The organism is Helicobacter sp. MIT 00-7814 (assembly GCF_003364115.1).
Taxonomy (GTDB): Bacteria; Campylobacterota; Campylobacteria; order Campylobacterales; family Helicobacteraceae; genus Helicobacter_F.
Map to the genome: position 1 here is coordinate 55,269 of NZ_NXLL01000003.1, position 20,712 is coordinate 75,980.

The 20,712-nt window shown below is 43.4% G+C and carries 17 protein-coding genes; 4 read left to right on the plus strand and 13 right to left on the minus strand.

The window, feature by feature from the left end; translation table 11 throughout:
• Positions 1-149: 149 nt before the first annotated feature.
• Positions 150-1,355 (minus strand): cytochrome-c peroxidase, encoded by a 1,206-nt coding sequence (locus CQA49_RS01630; RefSeq protein ID WP_258864149.1) that lies wholly within the window; start codon positions 1,353-1,355, stop codon positions 150-152.
• A gap of 33 nt (positions 1,356-1,388) precedes the next feature.
• Positions 1,389-4,142, minus strand: a complete 2,754-nt coding sequence (locus CQA49_RS01635; RefSeq protein WP_258864150.1) for a TonB-dependent receptor plug domain-containing protein — start codon at positions 4,140-4,142, stop codon at positions 1,389-1,391.
• Positions 4,143-4,437: 295 nt separating this feature from the next.
• Here CQA49_RS01635 and CQA49_RS01640 point away from each other — a divergent pair, with 295 nt between their 5' ends.
• On the plus strand, positions 4,438-4,857 hold the full coding sequence (locus tag CQA49_RS01640) for a hypothetical protein (protein ID WP_115574223.1): 420 nt from the start codon (positions 4,438-4,440) through the stop codon (positions 4,855-4,857).
• Between the two features lie 58 nt (positions 4,858-4,915).
• Here CQA49_RS01640 and CQA49_RS01645 read toward each other — a convergent pair whose 3' ends face one another.
• The 6 genes from CQA49_RS01645 to CQA49_RS01670 form a co-directional block, all read right to left on the minus strand.
• Positions 4,916-5,227: a hypothetical protein gene (locus CQA49_RS01645; protein ID WP_115574224.1), complete on the minus strand. Its 312-nt coding sequence runs from the start codon at positions 5,225-5,227 to the stop codon at positions 4,916-4,918.
• Positions 5,228-5,257: 30 nt separating this feature from the next.
• Positions 5,258-6,814: a DUF5644 domain-containing protein gene (locus CQA49_RS01650; RefSeq protein WP_115574225.1), complete on the minus strand. Its 1,557-nt coding sequence runs from the start codon at positions 6,812-6,814 to the stop codon at positions 5,258-5,260.
• A complete protein-coding gene (locus CQA49_RS01655) occupies positions 6,807-7,289 on the minus strand; it encodes a hypothetical protein (RefSeq protein ID WP_115574226.1) in 483 nt (160 codons plus the stop codon). The genes CQA49_RS01650 and CQA49_RS01655 overlap by 8 nt, the downstream gene beginning before the upstream one ends.
• A 10-nt stretch (positions 7,290-7,299) precedes the next feature.
• Positions 7,300-9,147 (minus strand): M3 family oligoendopeptidase, encoded by a 1,848-nt coding sequence (locus CQA49_RS01660; protein ID WP_115574227.1) that lies wholly within the window; start codon positions 9,145-9,147, stop codon positions 7,300-7,302.
• Between the two features lie 56 nt (positions 9,148-9,203).
• A complete protein-coding gene (gene hisS, locus CQA49_RS01665) occupies positions 9,204-10,529 on the minus strand; it encodes a histidine--tRNA ligase (protein ID WP_115574228.1) in 1,326 nt (441 codons plus the stop codon).
• 77 nt (positions 10,530-10,606) lie between these two features.
• Positions 10,607-11,068 carry a hypothetical protein gene (locus CQA49_RS01670; protein ID WP_115574229.1) on the minus strand — a complete coding sequence of 154 codons (462 nt, stop codon included), beginning with the start codon at positions 11,066-11,068 and terminating at the stop codon, positions 10,607-10,609.
• Between CQA49_RS01670 and CQA49_RS01675 the strand changes: the two genes are divergently transcribed.
• From CQA49_RS01675 to CQA49_RS01685, 3 genes are all read left to right on the plus strand, one after another.
• Positions 11,051-11,242: a hypothetical protein gene (locus CQA49_RS01675; protein ID WP_115574230.1), complete on the plus strand. Its 192-nt coding sequence runs from the start codon at positions 11,051-11,053 to the stop codon at positions 11,240-11,242. The genes CQA49_RS01670 and CQA49_RS01675 overlap by 18 nt on opposite strands.
• A gap of 27 nt (positions 11,243-11,269) precedes the next feature.
• Entirely contained in the window at positions 11,270-12,715 is a 1,446-nt protein-coding gene (gene nadB / locus CQA49_RS01680) for an L-aspartate oxidase (RefSeq protein ID WP_115574231.1), read from the plus strand.
• A gap of 89 nt (positions 12,716-12,804) precedes the next feature.
• Positions 12,805-14,724, plus strand: a complete 1,920-nt coding sequence (locus tag CQA49_RS01685; protein ID WP_115574232.1) for a tetratricopeptide repeat protein — start codon at positions 12,805-12,807, stop codon at positions 14,722-14,724.
• 24 nt (positions 14,725-14,748) lie between these two features.
• Here CQA49_RS01685 and pbpC read toward each other — a convergent pair whose 3' ends face one another.
• The 5 genes from pbpC to CQA49_RS01710 all read right to left on the minus strand — a co-directional run bounded on the left by pbpC (position 14,749) and on the right by CQA49_RS01710 (position 20,603).
• Complete coding sequence (pbpC, locus tag CQA49_RS01690; RefSeq protein ID WP_115574233.1) at positions 14,749-17,109, minus strand: penicillin-binding protein 1C; 2,361 nt, start codon at positions 17,107-17,109, stop codon at positions 14,749-14,751.
• A gap of 54 nt (positions 17,110-17,163) precedes the next feature.
• A complete protein-coding gene (locus tag CQA49_RS01695; protein ID WP_115574234.1) occupies positions 17,164-17,736 on the minus strand; it encodes an aminodeoxychorismate/anthranilate synthase component II in 573 nt (190 codons plus the stop codon).
• A gap of 98 nt (positions 17,737-17,834) precedes the next feature.
• Positions 17,835-19,322: an anthranilate synthase component I family protein gene (locus tag CQA49_RS01700; protein WP_115574235.1), complete on the minus strand. Its 1,488-nt coding sequence runs from the start codon at positions 19,320-19,322 to the stop codon at positions 17,835-17,837.
• Between the two features lie 3 nt (positions 19,323-19,325).
• Positions 19,326-19,964, minus strand: a complete 639-nt coding sequence (locus CQA49_RS01705; RefSeq protein ID WP_115574236.1) for a tetratricopeptide repeat protein — start codon at positions 19,962-19,964, stop codon at positions 19,326-19,328.
• Positions 19,965-19,982: 18 nt separating this feature from the next.
• Positions 19,983-20,603 (minus strand): tetratricopeptide repeat protein, encoded by a 621-nt coding sequence (locus CQA49_RS01710; RefSeq protein ID WP_258864151.1) that lies wholly within the window; start codon positions 20,601-20,603, stop codon positions 19,983-19,985.
• Positions 20,604-20,712: the final 109 nt, after the last annotated feature.

Sequence of the window (20,712 nt, forward strand, 5' to 3'; positions counted from 1 at the left end):
ACAAAATCAAATTTAAAGAGAATCTAAGAGATTAGCCCTTTAGATTCTCTGCAACTCCTACTAACTTTTCACTTCATTTTTTCTAATTTCAAGCACCCTTTTCATTGCTTCATTGCACACGCTTATTTTTTAAGCACTTTAAAATCTTTTCAAAGCGTTTTTAGAAATGCCTCAAGCGCATCGATTTCCTCTCGCGTAAGGTTAAGCTCTTTTAGCAAAGGTGAAGTTTGCGGGAACAATGGATCATTTTTTTGAAAATCCATAGGCTCTGGGCGAAACATTCCGAAATTATACGCATTGAGCACACCGCGCAAAGTCGGAAACAATCCATTATGAAAATATGGCGCAGTTTTGCGCACCTCGCGCAAAGTCGGCGTTTTAAACGCACCCATATCGCTAGGATTTTTACTCACATTATAGCGCCCAAAATCCTCGTATTTCTCGCGCCCATAGTAAGTTAGCCCAAGATTGTGGTATTTATGATCGCTAAACTCCACACCATTGTGGCAATTCATACAGCGCCCCTTTGTGCGGAAAATATGCAGTCCTAGCACCTCATCATCTCGCAACATTCTAGAATCCCCGCGCATAAATCTATCAAAACGCGAATTTTTGGGCATTAATGAGCGCTCATAAGTGGCAAGCGCTTGCGCTAAATGCTTAGGCGTGATAGAATCCTGCGCGCTAGATCCTCCAAATGCCTCTCTAAAGGCTTTTTCATATTCTTTGCTCGCCTTTAGCTTTGCGATGACATTTTGCATGGAATCTGCCATTTCTATGGGATTTTCAATCGGCATAAGGCTTTGAGATTCTAAATCCTGCGCGCGTCCGTCCCAAAATTTCTCTTTCCCAAAAGCGCTCATCACCACACTTGGCGCGTTGCGATTGCCCAAAGCGCGATTATGCCCAAAGGATACACTGCGTGCATTGCTAAAGCCAAGCTCGCTATCATGGCAGGTAGCGCACGCGATTTGCTCAGAAAGCGAAAGAATCGGATCGTAAAAAAGCTTCTCGCCAAGCTCGGCTTTTGCGCGCGTGTAGGGGTTAGATTCCGGATATGGTGGGGTATCTGGCAAAGCGCCAATCTCACGATACTCCACGCCATCATCTACCCACGCGCGCTCCCAAAACTGCGGCTCTTTGAGATACATTGCACGCAAAGCATTGATATACTCTTTCTTATCCTTGTTTTGGGTATCTTGCATTTCTTTAGAATCTCGCGTATCCAAATCCGCCAAAAACTCCCTAATCTCATCACTTGCTTGAGTGGGCGCATAGTGCTTCACCCCCTGCCCTAGCACCAAAAGCCCGACAATCACCACAGTGCCACATATCCAAGCAGCTACATACTTCACGAACTCCCTCCCTTGCTTACTTGCCTAAGATTCTTAGTATTTATAGCCCACTTCTACCCAAAACTGCCTTCCCACTTCATACACAGGCACGGCAGAGAAGTTAGCACTACCAATCGTGCTAGTAAGGTTATAAACAGCCATATTCCTATTATCTAGCACATTGAAAATATCAAGATTCACAAACAGCGTATTTTGTCCCGCGATATTAATATCAAACCCAAAGCGCATATCCCAAGTAAAAGCACCTCGCACATTAAATGGCTTAAAAGTATCAACAGGCTCAAGCACGCCATCGCCATTTGTATCAAACTGGTCTCTATTAGCCTCCGAGGTGCTAGCCATCACCACATAACTGCTTCTATATCTAAAAAAGTTATTCCATAATAACCTAACTTTCCCAAAATCAATATTATGCGTCGTTGTCAGCCTAAAAGTATAAGGGCGCACATAGTTATCAGCCGGTCTATCAGCATATCGTATCAGCTGCCCGTCATAGCTTATCCATTGATTTGCCAGCTGTGCGCTAGTTAAATTATCCGCGTAATCCGCGTAGTTTCGCTTGACATTTGTCCAGTCAAAAGCAAATAACACATAATTTTTAACACGCCAAAACTCTAGCGCCTCATTTTGTTGCAAACTAAGCGTGATAATATCGCTATCGCTTCTGCCTTCGTTTATGTAGGCAAATCTCAAGTCAGAAGTCAAACCGGGGCTATTAGACCGGCAATTTAAAGCGCTTAGATTCCCATTTGGATCAAAGCACCCACGCCTAATTTCATCTCTGCCAAATCTATGTATATATTTTGCGCCTAAGTTAAACATATAGATTCTCTGCACCACGCCAGCCATAAGCTCATCGCTGTAGGGAACGCGCAGTTTGCTGAAGTTTGTGTCATTTTTATATTGCACTGCATCGGTTTCCAATGGAGTAGTTGGATCAAATCTACTAAGTTCATATTCTAGCGCACTGCGCCCATCCATTAGTGCATAAGTAAAAAGATTTCTCCCATAGTATCTATTCGCACCAAAGCTAAGCTGTGTCGCAAAATTTCTACCGCTTTCCCATTCCGACCATGGCGCGATATAGTTTAGGCTAAATCTCGGTGCAATGGGCGCTTTCCCCATATAAGTATCATAATCTAGCCTAAGCCCCAGCCTCATATTAATATCACCTGCCCTCCCCATGCTAAACTTCATAGAATCTTCCACAAACAAAGCTGCGGTGGCATTATCCACATTGATTTTTCCAGCTTTATAAAGCGTGCCTCTATATATATATTGTCCGTTGTTATCAGCCCAGCTTGCAGGCAAGCCATTCGTATAAACCGGCGCATTCGAGCACCATTCCGTATCCGTGCATATTTCCCCTTGTGCCATAGGACGCGTGAAGGCAGAACCGCTAAAAATCGTATCCTCATAACGCCTATAATACGCATTTACATAGCCAACCTCTGCACCTGCATTAAATTTATTTTCCCAAAAACTAAAAAGCGTCAAAGGCTCAAAATCCTGTATGGCTTTCAGCGTGAAATTAATCTGCCTTGTATCCACATTCCCATAGCCACCCTCGCCATTACTGCCGTTAGGATTCCAGTTTTTATCTGCACTATAGCGCCAGCCTTTCATATGTTGCGCCGAGCCACTTCTTGAATTTTCCAAAAAGTTAAAATTCGCATTCACACTTAGCAAGCCCAGCCTATTTTCCCACATAGTTTTTAGCCCCGCTTGATGCCCGCCACTTTGCAGGTTAAAATCTGAATCCTTAGTATTTACGATGAAATATTGATTATAAGAAGGCACATAGGCGTAACTCGCCTCCACTCTTAGCGATTCCCCAAAGTCATAATAACCTTTGAGGAAAAAATTATAACTCTGCCTCTTTTGCGTTTTCCTCGAGCTATCAAGGGTAGAATCTATCTGCGTTCCTGTATAAGCATTCAGCGGGATAAAGCTCTGTGTCGTCGTAAAGCTCGCAATAACACCACTTCTATCATTTATCTTAGATTCAAAACTTGAGCGCAGAATATGCTTTATGAAGTTTGGCTGGCTTCCCGCGCTTGTAGAATTTAGGAAGTTTTCATAAGATTGAGCATTTGGCGCATAAATATGATAATTTGTCATAGAAAACGCGCCGGGTGCGGCGTTCCCTTGTGTGACTTGATAGCTTATTTTTGCGCCAAATTTTTTGGTCGCACGCCTTGTGTTTGCCTCAACAACACCACCGGTAAATCCACCATACGCCGCGCCTATGTTAGAATCCTGCACTTTGATAGATTCCAAAAGGCTTGTATCAATACTAAGCCCTTGGCTTCTTCCGGGAAGCGCAGTAATATCCACGGGATTTGAGCCATTTGAGCCGGCTGGATCTAAGTCATTGTTCATATTAAATCCATCTAGCTGGAAGTTATTTTGATAAAACAGCCCACCACTAATGCTGATATTTGCCGGATCGATTTCGCCGGGTGTCGTGGAGCGCATTTGCGCGTTATCATACTGCACATTTGGTAAAATCCGCAAAATGCTCGTAATGTCGCCATTCCCGCTGGGGTTAGAATCTAGCATCTTGCGATTGAGACTTTCCCCACTTTGGAACTTTTCCAAATCCGCATTCACGCTACTAACCGCTGTAATTTTATTCAAGCGCACCTTTTCTTTTGGCGTCGCAGATTCTGTGCTATTAGGAGAATCTGCCCCAAGCACTTGCGTCTGCTCGGCTAGCGCTATTTGCGCCAAAGACAGCGCACACAACCCTATCAATTTAAAATGTTTTATTACTGAAATCATCATGCTACCTCTTTTTTAAAATTGCAAAATTTCTTTTGCAACCCGCACTTTACATAAAAAAAAAAAAAAACGAAGCTTAATTTTTCACTTTTTTCTCAAAATTTTTTGAAAATTAGATAAAAAGTAACATTTTTTAGAAGCATTCTCATAATTGGAAAATTATAGTGACAATGAAGTAAAAATCTTACTTTCTCGCGTTGTTTGAGGTTTAAGATTCTGCAATTTTGCGCTTGAAATTTAGACTTTAAAAAAATTTTAGGCTATAATGAAAGCTTTGAAAATCTCCAAAGGTGTAGCAATGGAAAATCTCTCGCCACAGGCATTTTTTATATTAGTGAGTTTTTTTTCTACGATTTTGATTATGCTCATTGTGTTGCTTTATTTTTTCGGTCCTTCGCCCAAAAAGCACACGCAAACCGCAATGGAGGAAAAGAGCACAACGCATACGATTGATTCTATCATGGCGATTTTGGATAATCAAAAAAGCACGCCGCAGCAATTGCAAAAGGCTGTCAATATGTTTTTTGATGAGTATGATTCTATGGATTTGAGCGATTATAAGAAAAAGGCTTTTCTTTTCGCGCTGGTGGTGCATAAAAATGTCTCTACAGAGTTGATTTTGCAGGTTGATGAGGATTTGAAAAAGCTCAATCCCGACTTAGAGCGAGACTTGGCTAAAACGCTCAATCGCGCGCTTGATGCAAGGGGGGGGGTATAGTTATAAATTTTTCAGAGATTCACAAGTTTCTTTAAGCTTCATCAGCAAAATTTGGTTCTTATATCTTTTTATTAATTTTATTTTCAAAATCTCTTCGTAAGCGCTCTTCTTGCTCGCGTGCGGTTTGTTTAGCGCGCTTTTTCTCTTCTAAGCGCTCTTTTTCTATCATCAGCTTGCGTTCCCTGCTCTCGCGGATTTTCTGCATATATTGTTCGCGCCTTTGGGGATCTTGGTATTGGATTGGCTTCATAAACATCACGCCCAGCACAATCATAAAAAACACAAGCGCCATCGATGGATCGCTCCCGCCAAAGTGAAACCACAGCGCGCCCACAAGTGCCGCAGTGAAAAATTTCAAAAACAATTTCATTGTAAGCTTGCTCCTTTAGGGCTTTGATTTTTAAGAATCTAACGCGCGCAAATATAGCTCAAGGTGGCTAATGATAGGAATCTTGGCATAATCTTGCGGCAGGCTTTTTTGCGCATTTTTCAAGCCATTAAGCCAGCTAAGCGACGAAGTGGCAATGTAATCAATGCCGAGATTTTCTAAGTCAAGCAATTGCTTGCTAAAGCATTTTTGCGCTAAGTTTTTATCCTGCATGGTGGCGAAATTTGCTGGCGCTGGCATATTTGCACGCTTTGTAAATGAAAAAGAAGTAGCAGGATTAGCGCTTAAAAATGCGCCTTTTTGGGCATTTAGATTCAAAGTGGAATTTTCAAGCAAAGAATCTAAAAGCGCGATTTGATTTTCCTGCATTTTAGGCGCGTGAAACTCCACGCCTTGCTTTTCAAGTAATGCAAAAAGAGAATTGTCAGATTCTCGCAATTCCCTTTGCACGCTTAGCGCCCACAAATACGCGTCCTCCTCGATAAACACAAGCAGTGCATTGTACTTTTGGGCAAGCGCAAGATTATATGCCATATCAAAAAATGCACGCTCTAAATCCCGCAAATTCTGCCTAGCACCTTTATAAGCGCGCAGTTTTGGGGGGTTAGCAAGAAGCTTGAAGCCTTTTAAAAGTAATTGCGCATTTTTTTGCAATGTTTTAAATTGAGGCGTTTGAAGCCCGCGCGCATACGCGCTAAAAAGCAATATTTGAGAATCCGCACTATACGCGCTTGCAGGATTTGTGCCTAGCGTATCATTTAGCAAGCGTGATTCATTAAGTGGCAGATGAAGGGTTTTTTTAAAAAAACAGCATTTTAAAAAACAACACTTTTTGGCTTTAAAATACTGCGCCATAAGGCTAAAAATCGCCTCACTAATGGGCGCATTATCTGCAGTTTTGGCAAAGTTTAGCAAGCCATTTTTATGCGTGGCGATATACTCTATCAGCGCGTGGCTTTGCGCCTTATAGAGCTTGCACAAATGCCACACATAGTAGAAAAATCCATCGCCCAAATATTCATCACATTTCTCATTTTCGATATTTTCCTGTGCGCTGGTAAAATTATATTTCAAAAATGGCAAAAGCGCTTGTGTGGCGTGCTTTTCCTCTATAAATGAAAACTTTTGAAAAAATTCTTTATACTTAGGAAGCAACGCATCATAATTAAGCGAAAAGTCTTTCAGCGCGTATTTTATGCTTAATGGCTCGCACACTAATTCCCTGCCAAATTCCGCCACAACGCTAGAAAGCGCGCAATCTTTAAAAAACGCCTTGCCATTAATGCGAAAAGCTGGGATTTGAGAATCTATACCTAGAAAATCGCTAGCTGGAAAATCACCATCTAAACAAGCGCCTTTTTGCGTAAGATTCTCCTGCGCACTTGTAAATATGGGCGCAAAGTTTTGCTCCAAAGCAAAGTCCGCGCCATGCGCTTGATTTGCTTGAAAAAATTTCAGCAAATCACTAAGGCAAAAAAGCGAAGATTGCGCAACTTCTAGCTTTTGATAATATGGCAAATAGTCCCTGCCCGCTTCAAAGCGAAAAAGCTCAACATAAATTTTATTCATCGCTATCCTTTAAAAGGTGGAAATTTGCTGGGTTTGATGCAAGCGCTAAAAAAGAATGCTCCAAGCCCTCCTCTATCTCCTCCTCGCTGGTTTCTAGCTTGTTGTAAAGCTTAGAATTGCCCACATTGACAAAAAGCGAGACTTCTTGCAAAAGCTGTGGATCTTGCAAGAGAATCTGCACAACTCCTTCATACTCAATGCTTACTACACTGCCAAAATTTTGCGAGCCAAAGCCCGCCTCAAAGCTAATGCAATGCGTCTCAAACTCGATGCTCTCAAAAGTGTAGCCCGCAAGCACAAAAAGGCTAAGCTCATCAATATCTTTTGCAATATCTTCTGGCAAACTCGGATCAAAATGCGTCTTTGAAATATCGCACAAAATACTAAAAGAAATACCCTCCTGCACCAAAAGCGCGAGAATCTCCTTTGCGTGCTTTATGAGAAGTTTTTGAAGTTGTGGATTTTTTAACACCATTTACGCACCTTTAGAGTAATTCCTCAAACTCGCTAAATAACTTATACACTTCATTCATACCAAGCGCCCAAAATTCAGAATCTTCGATATTAAACCCAAATTTTTTAATCAAATCTTTTGGACTTTTGCTCCCGCCAAGAGAAAGGAACTCAATATAAGTTTTGATAAATTTTTCCCTCTCCTGCTTGCTTTGCGCCTTTTTGTATAAGCCAAAAAGTGCTAGCACGAGCAACTGCCCATAAGAATACGCATAGCAGTAAAATGGTGAGTGAATAAAATGCGGGATATAGCTCCACCACGAATCGTAATTTTTGGTAAGTTTGAGAGAATCTCCAAACATTTTTTTATTCTCTTCAAACCAAATTCTATCAAATTCCTGCGAGCTCAACTCGCCTTGTGCGCTATGGATTGCGCGCTCAAAGTTTGTCATCACAATTTGGCGGAAAAGCGTTGAAAACACATCTTCTAACTTGCCGGTATAAAGTGGTAACAATTCCTCTTTGCTAAGTGTTTGCTTCAATCTATCAAAAAGAAGCATTTCAGCAAACACAGACGCGGTTTCTGCGGTGGTAAGCGGTGTGTCCATATTGAGATAGCCGACTTTTTTACTAAGCTCTTGATGCACCATATGCCCGAACTCATGCGCGATTGTGAAAGCATCGCGCCTTGAGTTTGTGTAATTTAATAACACAAATGGGTGTGCGCTTGGCACACAACCATGACTAAACGCCCCGCCTCGCTTATTTGGCTTAGGATGAGAATCTACCCAACCATTTTTAATCGCCTCTCTTGCGATTTTGCCAAAAATCGGGCTAAACTCATCAAATGCTTCTAGCACAAGCTTTAGCGCTTCATTATAGGGCAGATTCGTAGCTTTACTTTGCTTTTTAAACTCTAGCGGTGCGTATCTGTCGTAATCTTTAAGCTCTTTAATCCCAAGCAGACGCGCTTTGTGGCTGTAATATTTTTGCACCACGCCAAAATTTGCATTCACCACTTCGATGAGCTTATCCACGCTTTTTTGCGAGATAGAGTTTGAGAGATGGCGCGCGCTCTCGCTCCTTGGATACCCGCGCAGTTCTTTTTCAAGCGCGACATCTTTACGCACGACATTAAGGATATAGGTTAGCAAATGGCGCGATTTGTTTAAACCCTTTGTGAAGCTTTTTTGCGCACTTTTGCGAGTTTTACGCTCGCTATTATGCAATAAAGAAAGTATTTCTTCCTCGCTTATTTGCTTTTTGCCAAATTTAAAGCGCATTTGCGCTAAATGCTCATCAAACAAGCGCGCAAAGCCTTCACACGCAATGGGCGAGGTTTTTAGCAGAATCTGCTCTTCTTTGAGCGTGAGCGTATGCTTTGCATGCACGCCTAGTTTTTGCAAGTAGAAAGCATAGCGTGGCGCGCTTTTGGCGATTTCTCCACGCAAAGAATCGCTAAATCTCGCAATCTCTAATTCAAAAAAAAGCAAGTCGTTATGCGCCTTTTGTGCGCGCTCTTCAAAGTCAGCATACAGCGCGCCTTTGCTCGTATCTTGCGCGAAAATTAAAAACGCATAAGTGAGAATGCGCCCTGTTTGCTCGCAAAGATTCTCATATTCTTTGATAATGGCCTCAAACTGCGCTGGCGGGATAGAATCTAGCTTGTTACAAAATTTTTTATTAAAGGCTTTGCAGTCATTTTGAAGCTTATTGCACGCGCTTTGGGCGTGCTTTTGAGAAGGGAATAAAGCTTTTAGATTCCATTCATTTTGCGTTGGAAGGGGAACTTTGCGCGCGGGATTATTTGTCGCGTTAGTTTTTTGTAGGCGTGTATTTTTTGTGCGCGTTTTTGGCGCGCTTTTAGAATCTGTATTCATCGCTAATCCTTTTAGGGTTTAAGCTAGCATTTTACCCTTACATTTTAAGTTTTTGCTTAATCCTCTTTAAGCAATTCTAATGCCTTTAAAAAACTAATATCCTCCATTTGCATACCGCTTGTCATATTTTTGAGCGTGACGCTTTTTGCCTTAAATTCACTCTCTCCAATCACCAACACAAACTCATGCCCGAGCGTATCTGCGTAGCTAAAGGGCTTTTTGAGCTTCACAATATCAGGGTAAATTTCAATCGCAATGCCAGAGCGGCGGAAAGATTCTGCCAAAGCATGCACATAGCCCAAATATTCCTTATCCATACATACGAGCAACGCGCGCGCGGAAGTGGATTTCCCTCCGATGAGATTGAGCTCTTTCATCGCAGCAAGCAATCTATCCACGCCAATAGACGCGCCCACACCGCTCATTTTTTGCTTTGAAAAAGTTTTTGTGAGGTTATCATACCGCCCGCCAGAGCACACACTTCCGATGCTAGGAAGCGTATTTAGCACCGTTTCATACACAATACCTGTGTAATACCCAAGCCCGCGCGCGATAGAAAAATTCACACGATAGCAGTCTTTATCCATTTGCAAAGGCGCGAGAATCTTATACAGCATCTCCAAATCTTCAATGCCTTCTTTTAATTCATCATTCCATTCTTTCAAATACGCAATGCTTTTAAAAAATTCCTCTCCAGCGCCATTTTGCTTAATGCTTGTGTATTGCAAAATTTCTTGCGCCTTTTCTTTTGTAATGCCAACTTCAGAATTTAGCTCATTTATCACGCCTTCAACACCGATTTTATCAAGCTTATCAATCGCGCGTAGGACAGCATTTATCATCTTAGCTTCAGAGATTCCAAAGTGCTTGCAAATACCATTTAGAATCTTGCGATGATTAAGCCAAATGCTAAATTCATCAATGCCAAGATTAACAAGCGCGGCATAAATCACCTGCAAAATCTCCGCATCACAAGAAAGCGACTCGCTTCCGATAAAGTCAAAATCACATTGCGTAAATTCCCTATAGCGCCCCTTTTGCGCGCGCTCCCCGCGGAAAACACTGCCGATTGCATAGCGCTTAAAAGGAAGCTCTAGCTCATTTTGGTATTGTGAAATAAAGCGCGCTAGTGGCACGGTCAAATCAAAACGCAACGCAATATCGCGCCCACCGCGATCATTAAAGCGATAAAGCTCTTTTTGAATCTCCTCACTTCCCTGCTTTACCAAAATATCCGCATACTCGATATGTGGCGTTTCAATCGGCATAAAGCCAAATTTCAAAAAAACCTCGCTCACTCGATTAAGCAAGGTATTTTTCGCCATAGCCTCCTGTGGTAGCCTATCCTTAAAACCACTTAGCGTGCGCGGGGTAACTAACATCGCATTCTCCTAATTTTTGGCAAAATCAAAGCGGGCATTATACAAAAAATCTTTTAATACGCCCTTTTTGGCGCTTTTTAGTTGGCATTTTTGATGGATTCTCTTATGCGCTCAAAAATCGCGCTAAGTTTAGAATCTTTGCAATGATTGACAAAATCACCTTGCGCGTGTTCTTTGAAAGTAGCTTGGGCGGGCTTTTTGGGTGCAAAATCTTGGCAAAAAGAAGGCAGAGGCTTTTTATATTTGCGCGAGACAAAGGCTTTGGCGTCTTTTAGCTTGCTTAATGTGGGGAATTTATCCGGATAGCTTTGCAAGGCATTTATTATTCCTTTAGCGGTATAATTAAACTCTTGACAAAAAGCTGGGTGCTTGGCGACAAAAAAGAGAATCTCATCTTTGTAATAAATAAAATCTAGCGCATTTTTTAAATGTGGCGTGAGATACGCGGCTTTAAAAAGCGTTATTTCATCATAAACAGCAAGCGCGGAAAACTCCGATTTGCGCTTTAATATGGAGATAATATGACTCGATTTTTTCATGTTTTTCATGGCGTAATGATAGCATATTTGCTCGCCCTTGTGGTGTGCATGAGCGCGTGCGGGTATAAAAACAAGCCCTATTATAGCGAGGAGTCAAATGATGCGCCTACGAGCTCTTCGCAGATTGAGAGCATTCAGCCAGAGGTGGCGCAAGAAGATGAGGACGCATTTTAGGGATATTAATTTTTAAGGACTTAAATTATGGCATTGCATTATGATGTGATAATTATCGGTGCAGGCGTGGCGGGGCTGTATTGCGCGAAGCATTTGCCTAAGAATCTAAAAGTGCTAATTTTGTGCAAAAGTGAGCCGTGGGAATGCAATACTTTCTACGCGCAAGGTGGCATTAGCGTGGCGCGCGATACTAATGATATAGCCTCTCATGTGAAGGATACGATTTTAGCCGGAAGCGAGCTTAATGATACTCAAAGCGTGCAAAAGTTAAGCGAAGAGAGTTTAAAGATTTTGCAAGAGCTTGTGGATTCTGGATTAGCGCTTGATAGAGAGCCAAATGGCGCGCTTGCCTACACGCAGGAAGGCGGACACAGCCTGCCTAGGATCGTGCATGCTGGGGGCGATGGCACAGGTAGAGTATTGCATACATTTTTGATACATTCCTTGCAGCACACACTTTGGAAAAGCGCGCGCGTGGTGGATTTGCTCTTAGAAGATGATGTGTGCTATGGTGTAAATGTCGAAACAAAAAAAGGCATGGTGCAAATTTATAGCAATCATGTCGTTATCGCAAGTGGCGGTGTTGGCGGGCTTTTCAAATACCATACAAACGCTTATACGATAAGTAGCGACTTACAAGGCATTATTTTAGAGCATGGCTTGGAGCTGGCAAATATGGAAATGTTGCAATTCCACCCAACCGTCTATGTCGAGGCAAAAAGCGCGCGCAAGCTCCTTATCAGCGAGGCTGTGAGGGGCGAAGGCGGGAAAGTGATAGATTCTCAAGGCAAGCGCTTTTTGTTTGAATACGACAAAAGAGGCGAGCTCGCCCCGCGTGACATCGTGGCACGCGCGATTGTGGATTATTGCACGAAAAATAATGAAAGGGCATTTTTGGATTTGAGCGCTTTTAAGGGCGAGACTTTTAAGAAAAGATTTCCAAATATTTACAGGGAACTAAGCGCGTGCAGGCTTGATATACCCCATGAGCTTGTGCCTATTTCGCCGGCATTTCACTACTGCATGGGCGGGATTTTGACAGATATGAGCGCGCGTGTAAAAGGGGTAAAAAATCTCTATGCAATTGGTGAATGTGCCTATAATGGCGTGCATGGGGCTAATCGCCTTGCGTCAAACTCTTTGCTAGAAGGGCTTGTGTTTGGTAAAAGCGCCGCGCTTGAAATCCTTAACTCCACGCGCGCTAACCCCACGCGCCATTTTCCGCTTTTAGACGAAGCGCTAGAAAAAGAAGGTGATATGCGCCTAAGGGACTTGCTGCGCGAGATTATGTGGCAAAAAGTTGGCGTTATACGAAGCAAAGATAGCCTAAATAGCGCGCTTGGCGGGATTGAGGTAATGTTAGAATCAAACATCGGACGCATGCTAAAGCTCCGACTCCTTGTCGCGCGCAACATCGTGCAGTCCGCCCTAAAACGCCAAAAAAGCAAAGGCGCGCACTATCGCGTGGATTGAAAATTAAACGCGTAGGACAACCAAAACCCCTTTTCAAACTTGGAGCGGATTTTGCTTAATCAAACATAAAATCCACAAGGCATGATTTTATGGAATTAATCGATCTTTGGCAAAATGAGTTGGAGCGCAAGAAGCAGCTTTGCGCGCAAAGTCTTGAGGCTGGCGAGTATGGCGCGTGCGTGGAGCTGTGCGTGGAGATTTTAAGCCAATACCCCGAGGATATACAAAGCTGGAATCTCGCTGGGCTTGTGATGTTACAACTCAAGGACTTTGGGCGGGCGCAAGAGTATTTCGAGCAGGGGCTTAGCCTTGCGCGCGCGCGTTTGCGAGATTCTCAAAAACAAATGCAAAACCTAGATACGCAAGAACTCAATAATGATAACGCATTGCTTCAAGAATTCCAGCTAGCGTGGGGATTGTGCGAGGCTTTGTGGCTAAATTTGGCAGAATCTTTTCGCAGAAATAACGCACCTTTAGAATCTGTGAAAATCCTGCACCTTGCGCTAGAGGAAATGCCCCTGCTACGCGAAAATGCGACCTTACATTTTAATCTTGCAAAATCCTACATTGACGCGTCCATGCCTATAGAATCCGTGTCGCACTACACCACCGCCCTGCGCCTTAGCCCAAATGATTTGGGTGTGATGTTTAATCTTGCAAATGCGCAGGTGCGCTTGGAGCATTTTTCTGAAGCGATTGAGCTTTATGAGGAGGCATACAAGCGCGGATTTTCCCATGCTGGGCTGAATCTGGCTAGCATTTACACAAAGCTTGGTTATTTTTCGCAAGCACTCGAAATTTTTGAGAATCTGCAACCACATTTTAGCAATGACGCGGACTTTTTCTTTAACTATGCGAATGTGCTAGGCTATACAAATGCGGACTTTGCGCGTGTGAAGCAGTATTTTGAGCGCGCTATAGAGCTAGATTCTCAAAGGGTGGAGTTTTTTACTAATTACGCGCATTTTTTGCTGAAAAATCACCATTTTAGCGAGGGTTTCGCGCTATATGAGATGCGAAAAAAGTTTGAAAATATGTTGCCTTTAAGTCTGCCAAATCTATGGAATGCGGGCAAAGAGGATAGACAAAGCTTTAAAAATAAGGTCGTGTGCGTGCATTATGAGCAGGGTTTTGGTGATTGCATTATGTTTGCGCGGTTTTTGAAGCCTTTGCAAGTTTATGCGAAAGAAATTATTTTCCTCGTGCAAGAACCGCTAAAAAGGCTTTTTGCTGATATTTTTAGCACGCAAGATTTGAATGTGCAAGATTTCAATATACAAGATTTCAATATACAAGATTTTCATACCACAGAGGGTGCGAGCCTTGCGCCTATTAAGGTTTGCACGAGTTTTATAGAATCTGAAAGCATTTTTGAACGCATTGATATAAGCATTTCCCTGCTGTCCTTGCCCTTAGCGCTTGGGATAGAGACGCAAAAGCAAATCAGCGCAAATGCAAACTACTTGGCATATCAAACAATGCTTAGGCGCGCGCTTGCACGGGGAAGCGATGAGGAAATTTATGGGCGCAAGCCTGAAGTGCTAAAGATTGGCGTGTGCTGTGAGAGTAATTCTGGGTTTAGCGAAGTGAAGCTAAAAAATATCGATCCAAAGGCGCTTTTTGCGACTTTGCGCGCGTGCTTTGGGAATGAAAAAAAGGTTGCGCTTTTTTCACTCTCAAAAGTTAGCGTAGAAAAAGAAGTGTGCGAGGAATTTATACTTACTGATTGTTGTGAGCAAATGGGCGATTTTTTAGACACGAGGCAGATTTTGGAGCGTATGGATTTGGTGATAAGCATTGACACAGCCTTGGCGCATTTGAGCGCGAGCATGGGGAAAAGCACGCTTATTTTACTTCACAAGCGCTATGATTGGCGCTATGAAAATGGCGTAAATACCTCGTGGTATGAGAATCTGTTGGGATTCACACAAAGCGAAATGGGCAAATGGGACGATGTGCTAGCGCATCTCTCTAGTTACCTTGCTGGCGTGTATGGGGAGTATGTGTGAGATTCTAAGATTTAGGACAGCAAATTAACGCACGATTTCAAAGCTCACAGAATCTTCACTGCCATCTTCTCCCACGACATAGATATTATGTATGCCCGCTTCTAGCGTGCTTTCAATTGTCGTGGTATCTGAAGATTGAGGGAAAAATTGAGAATCTATATAGAGAAAAAACTTTTGCTTCCTAAGATTTGCAAGGCGAATGATGAGCTTTTGCTTGCCCTCAAAGTCGATTGGCTCGATGATTTTAAGCCCATTGCTAGGATAGAGAATCCTAAGCGCACGCGTGGGCTTAGAGCGCAGATGCGCCTGCAAATTGATATTTTGCAAATTATAGTAATTTAGCACACTTATTGGCAGATTGAGCCGTGCGATTTTGCGCGCCTGCAGGAAGTTTGGATCTAGCGAATTTACCTCATTGCCTTCCATATCCACCCACACACTTTGCAAAAATGGCGAAACGCGTAAAGGCGCGGAATCTATCGGATACAGCGCGTTTAGAGATTCCACACCTAGCTCTTTTAGCTCATCACTTAGCGCATAGCCTGTGGGAGAATCTAGCACAATAGGCTTTAGCCCCTTTGGCACAAAGTCAGAATCCAACCCCTCTAGCTCACCCAAAAGCTCAAAAAGCAAGCCTCCAGCGGATTTTGCACCAAAGAGATTGCTATTTGGCTCACCTGTGAAATTTCCCACCCACACCACAAGCGTATATTTTGGTGAAGTCCCAGCCGCCCACGCATCCTTCCGGCCATAGCTCGTGCCACTTTTCCATGCAAAGATTTTTTTATCTTTATGGAAATTTTCCAACCCCACGCGCTCTACGCGCTCTAATCCTGCGAGCGTGAGATACGCCGCGCCTTCACTCAAAAAACGCCTCGCGGGATTGCTTGTGTTTTGCGCTGAGTGAATATTTTGCGACACTTGCGAACTCGGCAGATTCTCTAAATTGCGCGGAAAATAAGAAATCTTTTCAAACAACCCATAATTCCCCAACCCTAGGTAAATCGTGGCGATATCTTCCACGCTAAGCTCCTTTGTCCCAAGGATTAGAGACAACCCATAGCGCGCGTAATTTTCATCGCTAAAGCCTAAAATTCCTTTAAGCGTGAAAAAAAACTTCTCATAGCCATATTCCTGCAACAAATGCACGAAAGGGACATTGAGCGACTGGGCGAGTGCATTTTGCGCGCTTATAAGCCCGTGGTAGCGCTTTGAGGCATTTTGCGGGGCAAATGCGCCAAAAAAAAGCGGAATATCTACAAGCTTTGAGTAAGGGTGCAAAAGCCCCTCGTCAATGCTAAGCCCATACAGCAGGGGTTTGAGCGTTGAGCCCGGACTGCGATAGGCTTGGATTCCATCAATTTGCCCATAATTTTCCATATCAAAAAAATCCTGCGAGCCCACATATGCAAGCACTTCCTTACTTTGCGTATCAACAAGAAGCGCACTAAGATTTGCGATCCCCTCATTTTGCAGGCGTTTAGCATACTGCTTCGCGCGCGATTCGAAGCGATTTTGGATTTGCTTATCAACGCTACTTATAAGCGTATGAGTGTGAGAATCCTTAAAAAGTCGCAGGGCGAGGTGCGGGGCTAAATTTGTGCGCGGGATGAACTTTGAAGGAATAGGCTCATTTTGCGCGAGGTGGAGAATCTGCGCGTCAAAATGCCCCTTTTTATGCAAGCGCTCTAATAACGCATCGCGCTTTATTTTGAGCGTGTGAGGGTTTTTTTCAAGGTTAATGAGCCCGGGCGCATTTGGCAAAACCGCTAAAAGCGCTGCCTGCGCCCAAGTGAGATTTTCCATCTGGTGAGGCTGCAAGCCAAAGTAAAAAAGCAACGCACTAGAAAATCCGAGCAAATTGCGCCCATAAGAGGCGTTGTTAAGATACAGCTCTAAAATCTCATCTTTGCTATACAGCCACTCAAGGCGCGTGGCGTAGATGATTTCATCGATTTTGTTTTTGTAAGTGCGGGGTTTATTGTTAAGAAACTTTGCCACCTGCATGGTAATAGTGCTCGCACCCGCGCGCCTAGTGCGTGAAAAATTATTCCTTAGCGTGCGCGCAATCGCCAAAAAATCCACCCCGATATGCGAAAAAAAGCGCTTGTCCTCATATTCTAGCACCGCGACTTTAAGCTTATGCGGGATTGGCGCGCTGGCTTTTAAATGCCACTGCTCGTTTTGGTTTAAAAACACGCTTAGAAGCTCGCCATTTCTATCTAGCAAAACCTTGCTGTAATCGCGCACAAAAGGATCGCGCGAAGTGCGAAAGTCGCCAAGCAGAGAATCTACATAAAAAAATTTATAGAAAAAATAGCCCACACAAAATGCGCAGATTCCAAATATTGCGAGTTTGAGAGAAGTTTTTACACCAACGCGCAAAGGCACTCCTTGCAGGATTTTTCAAAAATTATAGGCTTTAAAAAGTATGGGAATCTACACCTTGCAAAGGCGCAAGAGATTTTGTATCATCTTTTCACCCATGGGCGTGAGGATAGATTCTGGGTGAAACTGCACACCAAAGATAGGATAGCTCTCATGCTCTATCGCCATAATCTCGCCATCACTCGTGCTAGCGGTAATTTTAAGGCATTGCGGAAGTGGGGGAATGGCGCAAAGCGAGTGATAGCGCGCCACCTGCATAGAATCTGGAAATCCCACAAAAAGGCGCGAAGTCGTATCAAGGCTCACAAGCGAAGTTTTGCCATGCATGATGCTTTTTGCATAGCTGACTTTCCCGCCAAAGGCGCACACAATAGCCTGATGTCCCAAACACACGCCAAAAATGGGAATCTGCGCGCCAAGCTCTTTAACTACCTCAATGCAAACGCCCGCATCTTCTGGCTTGCCAGGACCCGGTGAAAGCACGATGAGAGAGGGCTTGAGCGCGATTATTTCTTGCGTGTTTAGCGCATCATTGCGCACGACTTCAATCTCCACGCCAAAAGAGCCCAAAAGCTGGTAGAGATTGTAGGAAAAGCTGTCGTAATTATCGATTAAAAGTATCATTTAGGCTTCCTTTTTGTGGATTCTAGTAGTAGATTCTGAATGGATTAAAAGCACGCGCTTTGCATTAAATTTGCAAAAAAATCTAATCTATCCCCTCTCTAGTCTATACCATCTTGCGCCATCTTAGCGGCATTTAGCACGGCTTTTGCTTTGTTTTGACATTCTTCAAATTCTTTCTCCGACTGGCTTTCTATTACAATGCCCGCACCTGAACGAATACAGAGATTTTCGCCTTTTTTATACATTAATCTAATGGCAATGCAAGTATCCATATTCCCCGAAAAGTCAAGATACCCAATCGCCCCGCCATAAATCCCGCGCTCGCTTCCCTCAAGCTCATGGATAATCTCACACGCGCGGATTTTTGGCGCACCGCTAAGCGTGCCAGCAGGCAAAATCGCCGCGATTGAATCTAGGGCATTTTTACCCTCTGCAATTTGCGCGCTGATAGTCGAGCCAATATGCATAATGTGAGAATTGCGCTGGATTCCCATATATTTTTCCACCTTCACGCTCCCAATCTGCGCGATTTTCCCAAGATCATTGCGCCCCAAATCCACAAGCATATTATGCTCTGCAAGCTCTTTTTCATCATTTAGCAATTCCTGCTCAAGGCGCTTATCCTCCGCTTCATCACTCCCACGCGGACGCGAGCCAGCCAGCGGATAAGTGTAAAGTTTGGTGTTTTCTAGCTTTACAAGCGTTTCAGGCGAAGCTCCGGCAAGCTCAATATCATCGCTACAAAAATAAAACATATAAGGCGAAGGGCTAGAAACGCGCAAGATTCTATACGCGTCAAAAAGGCTGCCTTGCGCCTTTGCGCGCAGTGGATTTGAAAGCACAACTTGAAAAATATCGCCCTCTTTTATGTATTCCTTTGCCTTTTCCACCATTTGAGAGAACTGCTCTTTGCTGAAGTCCGCTTTTAGCTCATTAGAAAGCTCTAAAGGCGCAATCTCGCATTTTTCCCCACTATGCAAAAGCGTGCGTAGAGAATCTAGCTTTTCCACGCCTTGCGCATAGCTAGATTCTAAATTTTCAAGCTCGATATTTGTGATAAGCACGATTTTTTGCTTGAAATTATCAAACGCAAGAAGCGTATCAAAAAGCATCAAATCCACATCGTTAAACTCGCTATTTTGTGCGTTAAAATCAAGGCGTGATTCCACATAGCGAATATATTCATAAGAAAAATACCCCACAAGCCCACCGCTTAAAGGCGGCAAACCCTCTATTTTTGGGCTTTTATAACGCGCTAAAATCTCTTCAATCGCCTTTTTTGGCTCGCCACTAAACTGCTCAACTCCTTGAAAATCCTTAATAGAAATATCCCAATTTTTGCACACAATCTCTAAGCTGGGCTCAAATCCTAAAAAGCTCCAACGCCCCCAGCGCTCCCTATCCTCGACACTTTCTAACAAAAACACATGCTTTGAGTGCGCTTTTAAGATTCTAAGCGCTTCAATGGGCGTCAAAAAGTCAGAAAAAAGCTCTCTTGCGATAGGCACGCGCTTATAGGTGTTAAGATTTGGGATTTGTAAGATTTGCTCTAAGCTAGGATAAATGGCGTTGTGCGCGTTTTGCATGGATTAATCCAAACTTTTATACATTTCGCAACCTTCTTGCAAGCCCATATCGCAGCTTTGCCCAAAGAAGCTTTTTGCGGTAAGCTTGTTTTTCCCAACTCCCCTACCCTTATAATACATTCTGCCTAGATTCACACACGCTGTGGCACTTCCGCCAATGCAAGCCTTTTCATATAAGCTTGCCGCATAAGCGACATCTTTACTCACAAGTATGCCCCGCTCTACCATACGCGCGAGATTATTACAAGAATCCGCCTCGCCTTTAGAACATGCCGCTTGATAGAATCTAAACGCAACTTGAAAGCTTTGTCTCACGCCCAAGCCCTCTTCATACAGCCCACCAAGATGCGTGCAGGCAAGCAAATGCCCCTGCTCGCAAGCGATTTTGTAATAATACGAGGCTTTAGAATACCAATGCGCGCCACGCTCACCCTTTGCATACAACGCGCCGATTTTGTAGCAATCCTCGATATTTCCGCTCGCGCAAGTTTCTTTGAGCGCTTTAATAGCTTGTGCAAGCTGTGGAGATTCGTAATTTTTAGAGCTATCATCTGCGAGCTGTGAAGTTTTTTGCAAGTCTTTATTACACGCGCCTAGAAGCACGATTAACGCGCCAAAAATTAGGATTTTTGCTATTTTCATACTTTCCCTCGCGCTAGATTATTTGAGATTGAGCTGTTTGTATTTATCACAGCCGGGCTGATAGCCAAAGTCACAAGAAAGCCCAAAATATTCTTTTCCCATGCTTTTGTCCTTTTTCACGCCTTTGCCCTCCATCGCCAAAACTGCGAGATTGTAGCAGCCCTTAGGACTTTTGCCAATGCAGGCATCAGTGTAGTAAAGCCCTGCTTGCACGGGATCTTTTTTCTCGATTCCATAGCCGTTTTCAAACATTACACCTAGATTGTTGCACGCATCTGCATTGCCCCTCTGGCAAGACATATCGTATAACTCTAAACTTCTTTGGTAATCCTGTCTCACGCCCAAACCTTGGAAAAACAAAACGCCCAAATTATTGCACGCTGGCAAATATCCCGCACTGCACGCGCTTTCATAATAACTCACGCTTTTATGATAATCCTGCTTGATATTTTCACCATTGCTATACAAAATCCCAAGCTCATAGCATGAAGGCACATCGCCATTATCACAGCTTTGCGCAAAAAGTTGCAACGCACGCTTTACATTTCCCTTATTAAGCTCATTGCGCGCTTCTTTATTCTCAGCCATTAGCGCACTTGCAAAGACGCATAAAAGCACAGCATAAATACAATGTTTCATTCTCATTTCTCCTTTAGCCTAAGCTTTTTCAAGGCAAATTAACGCGACATTCTAGCAAAATTTCGCAAAAACTGCGCAAAAAAGCATAAGAGTTGAGAATTGTGCTTTG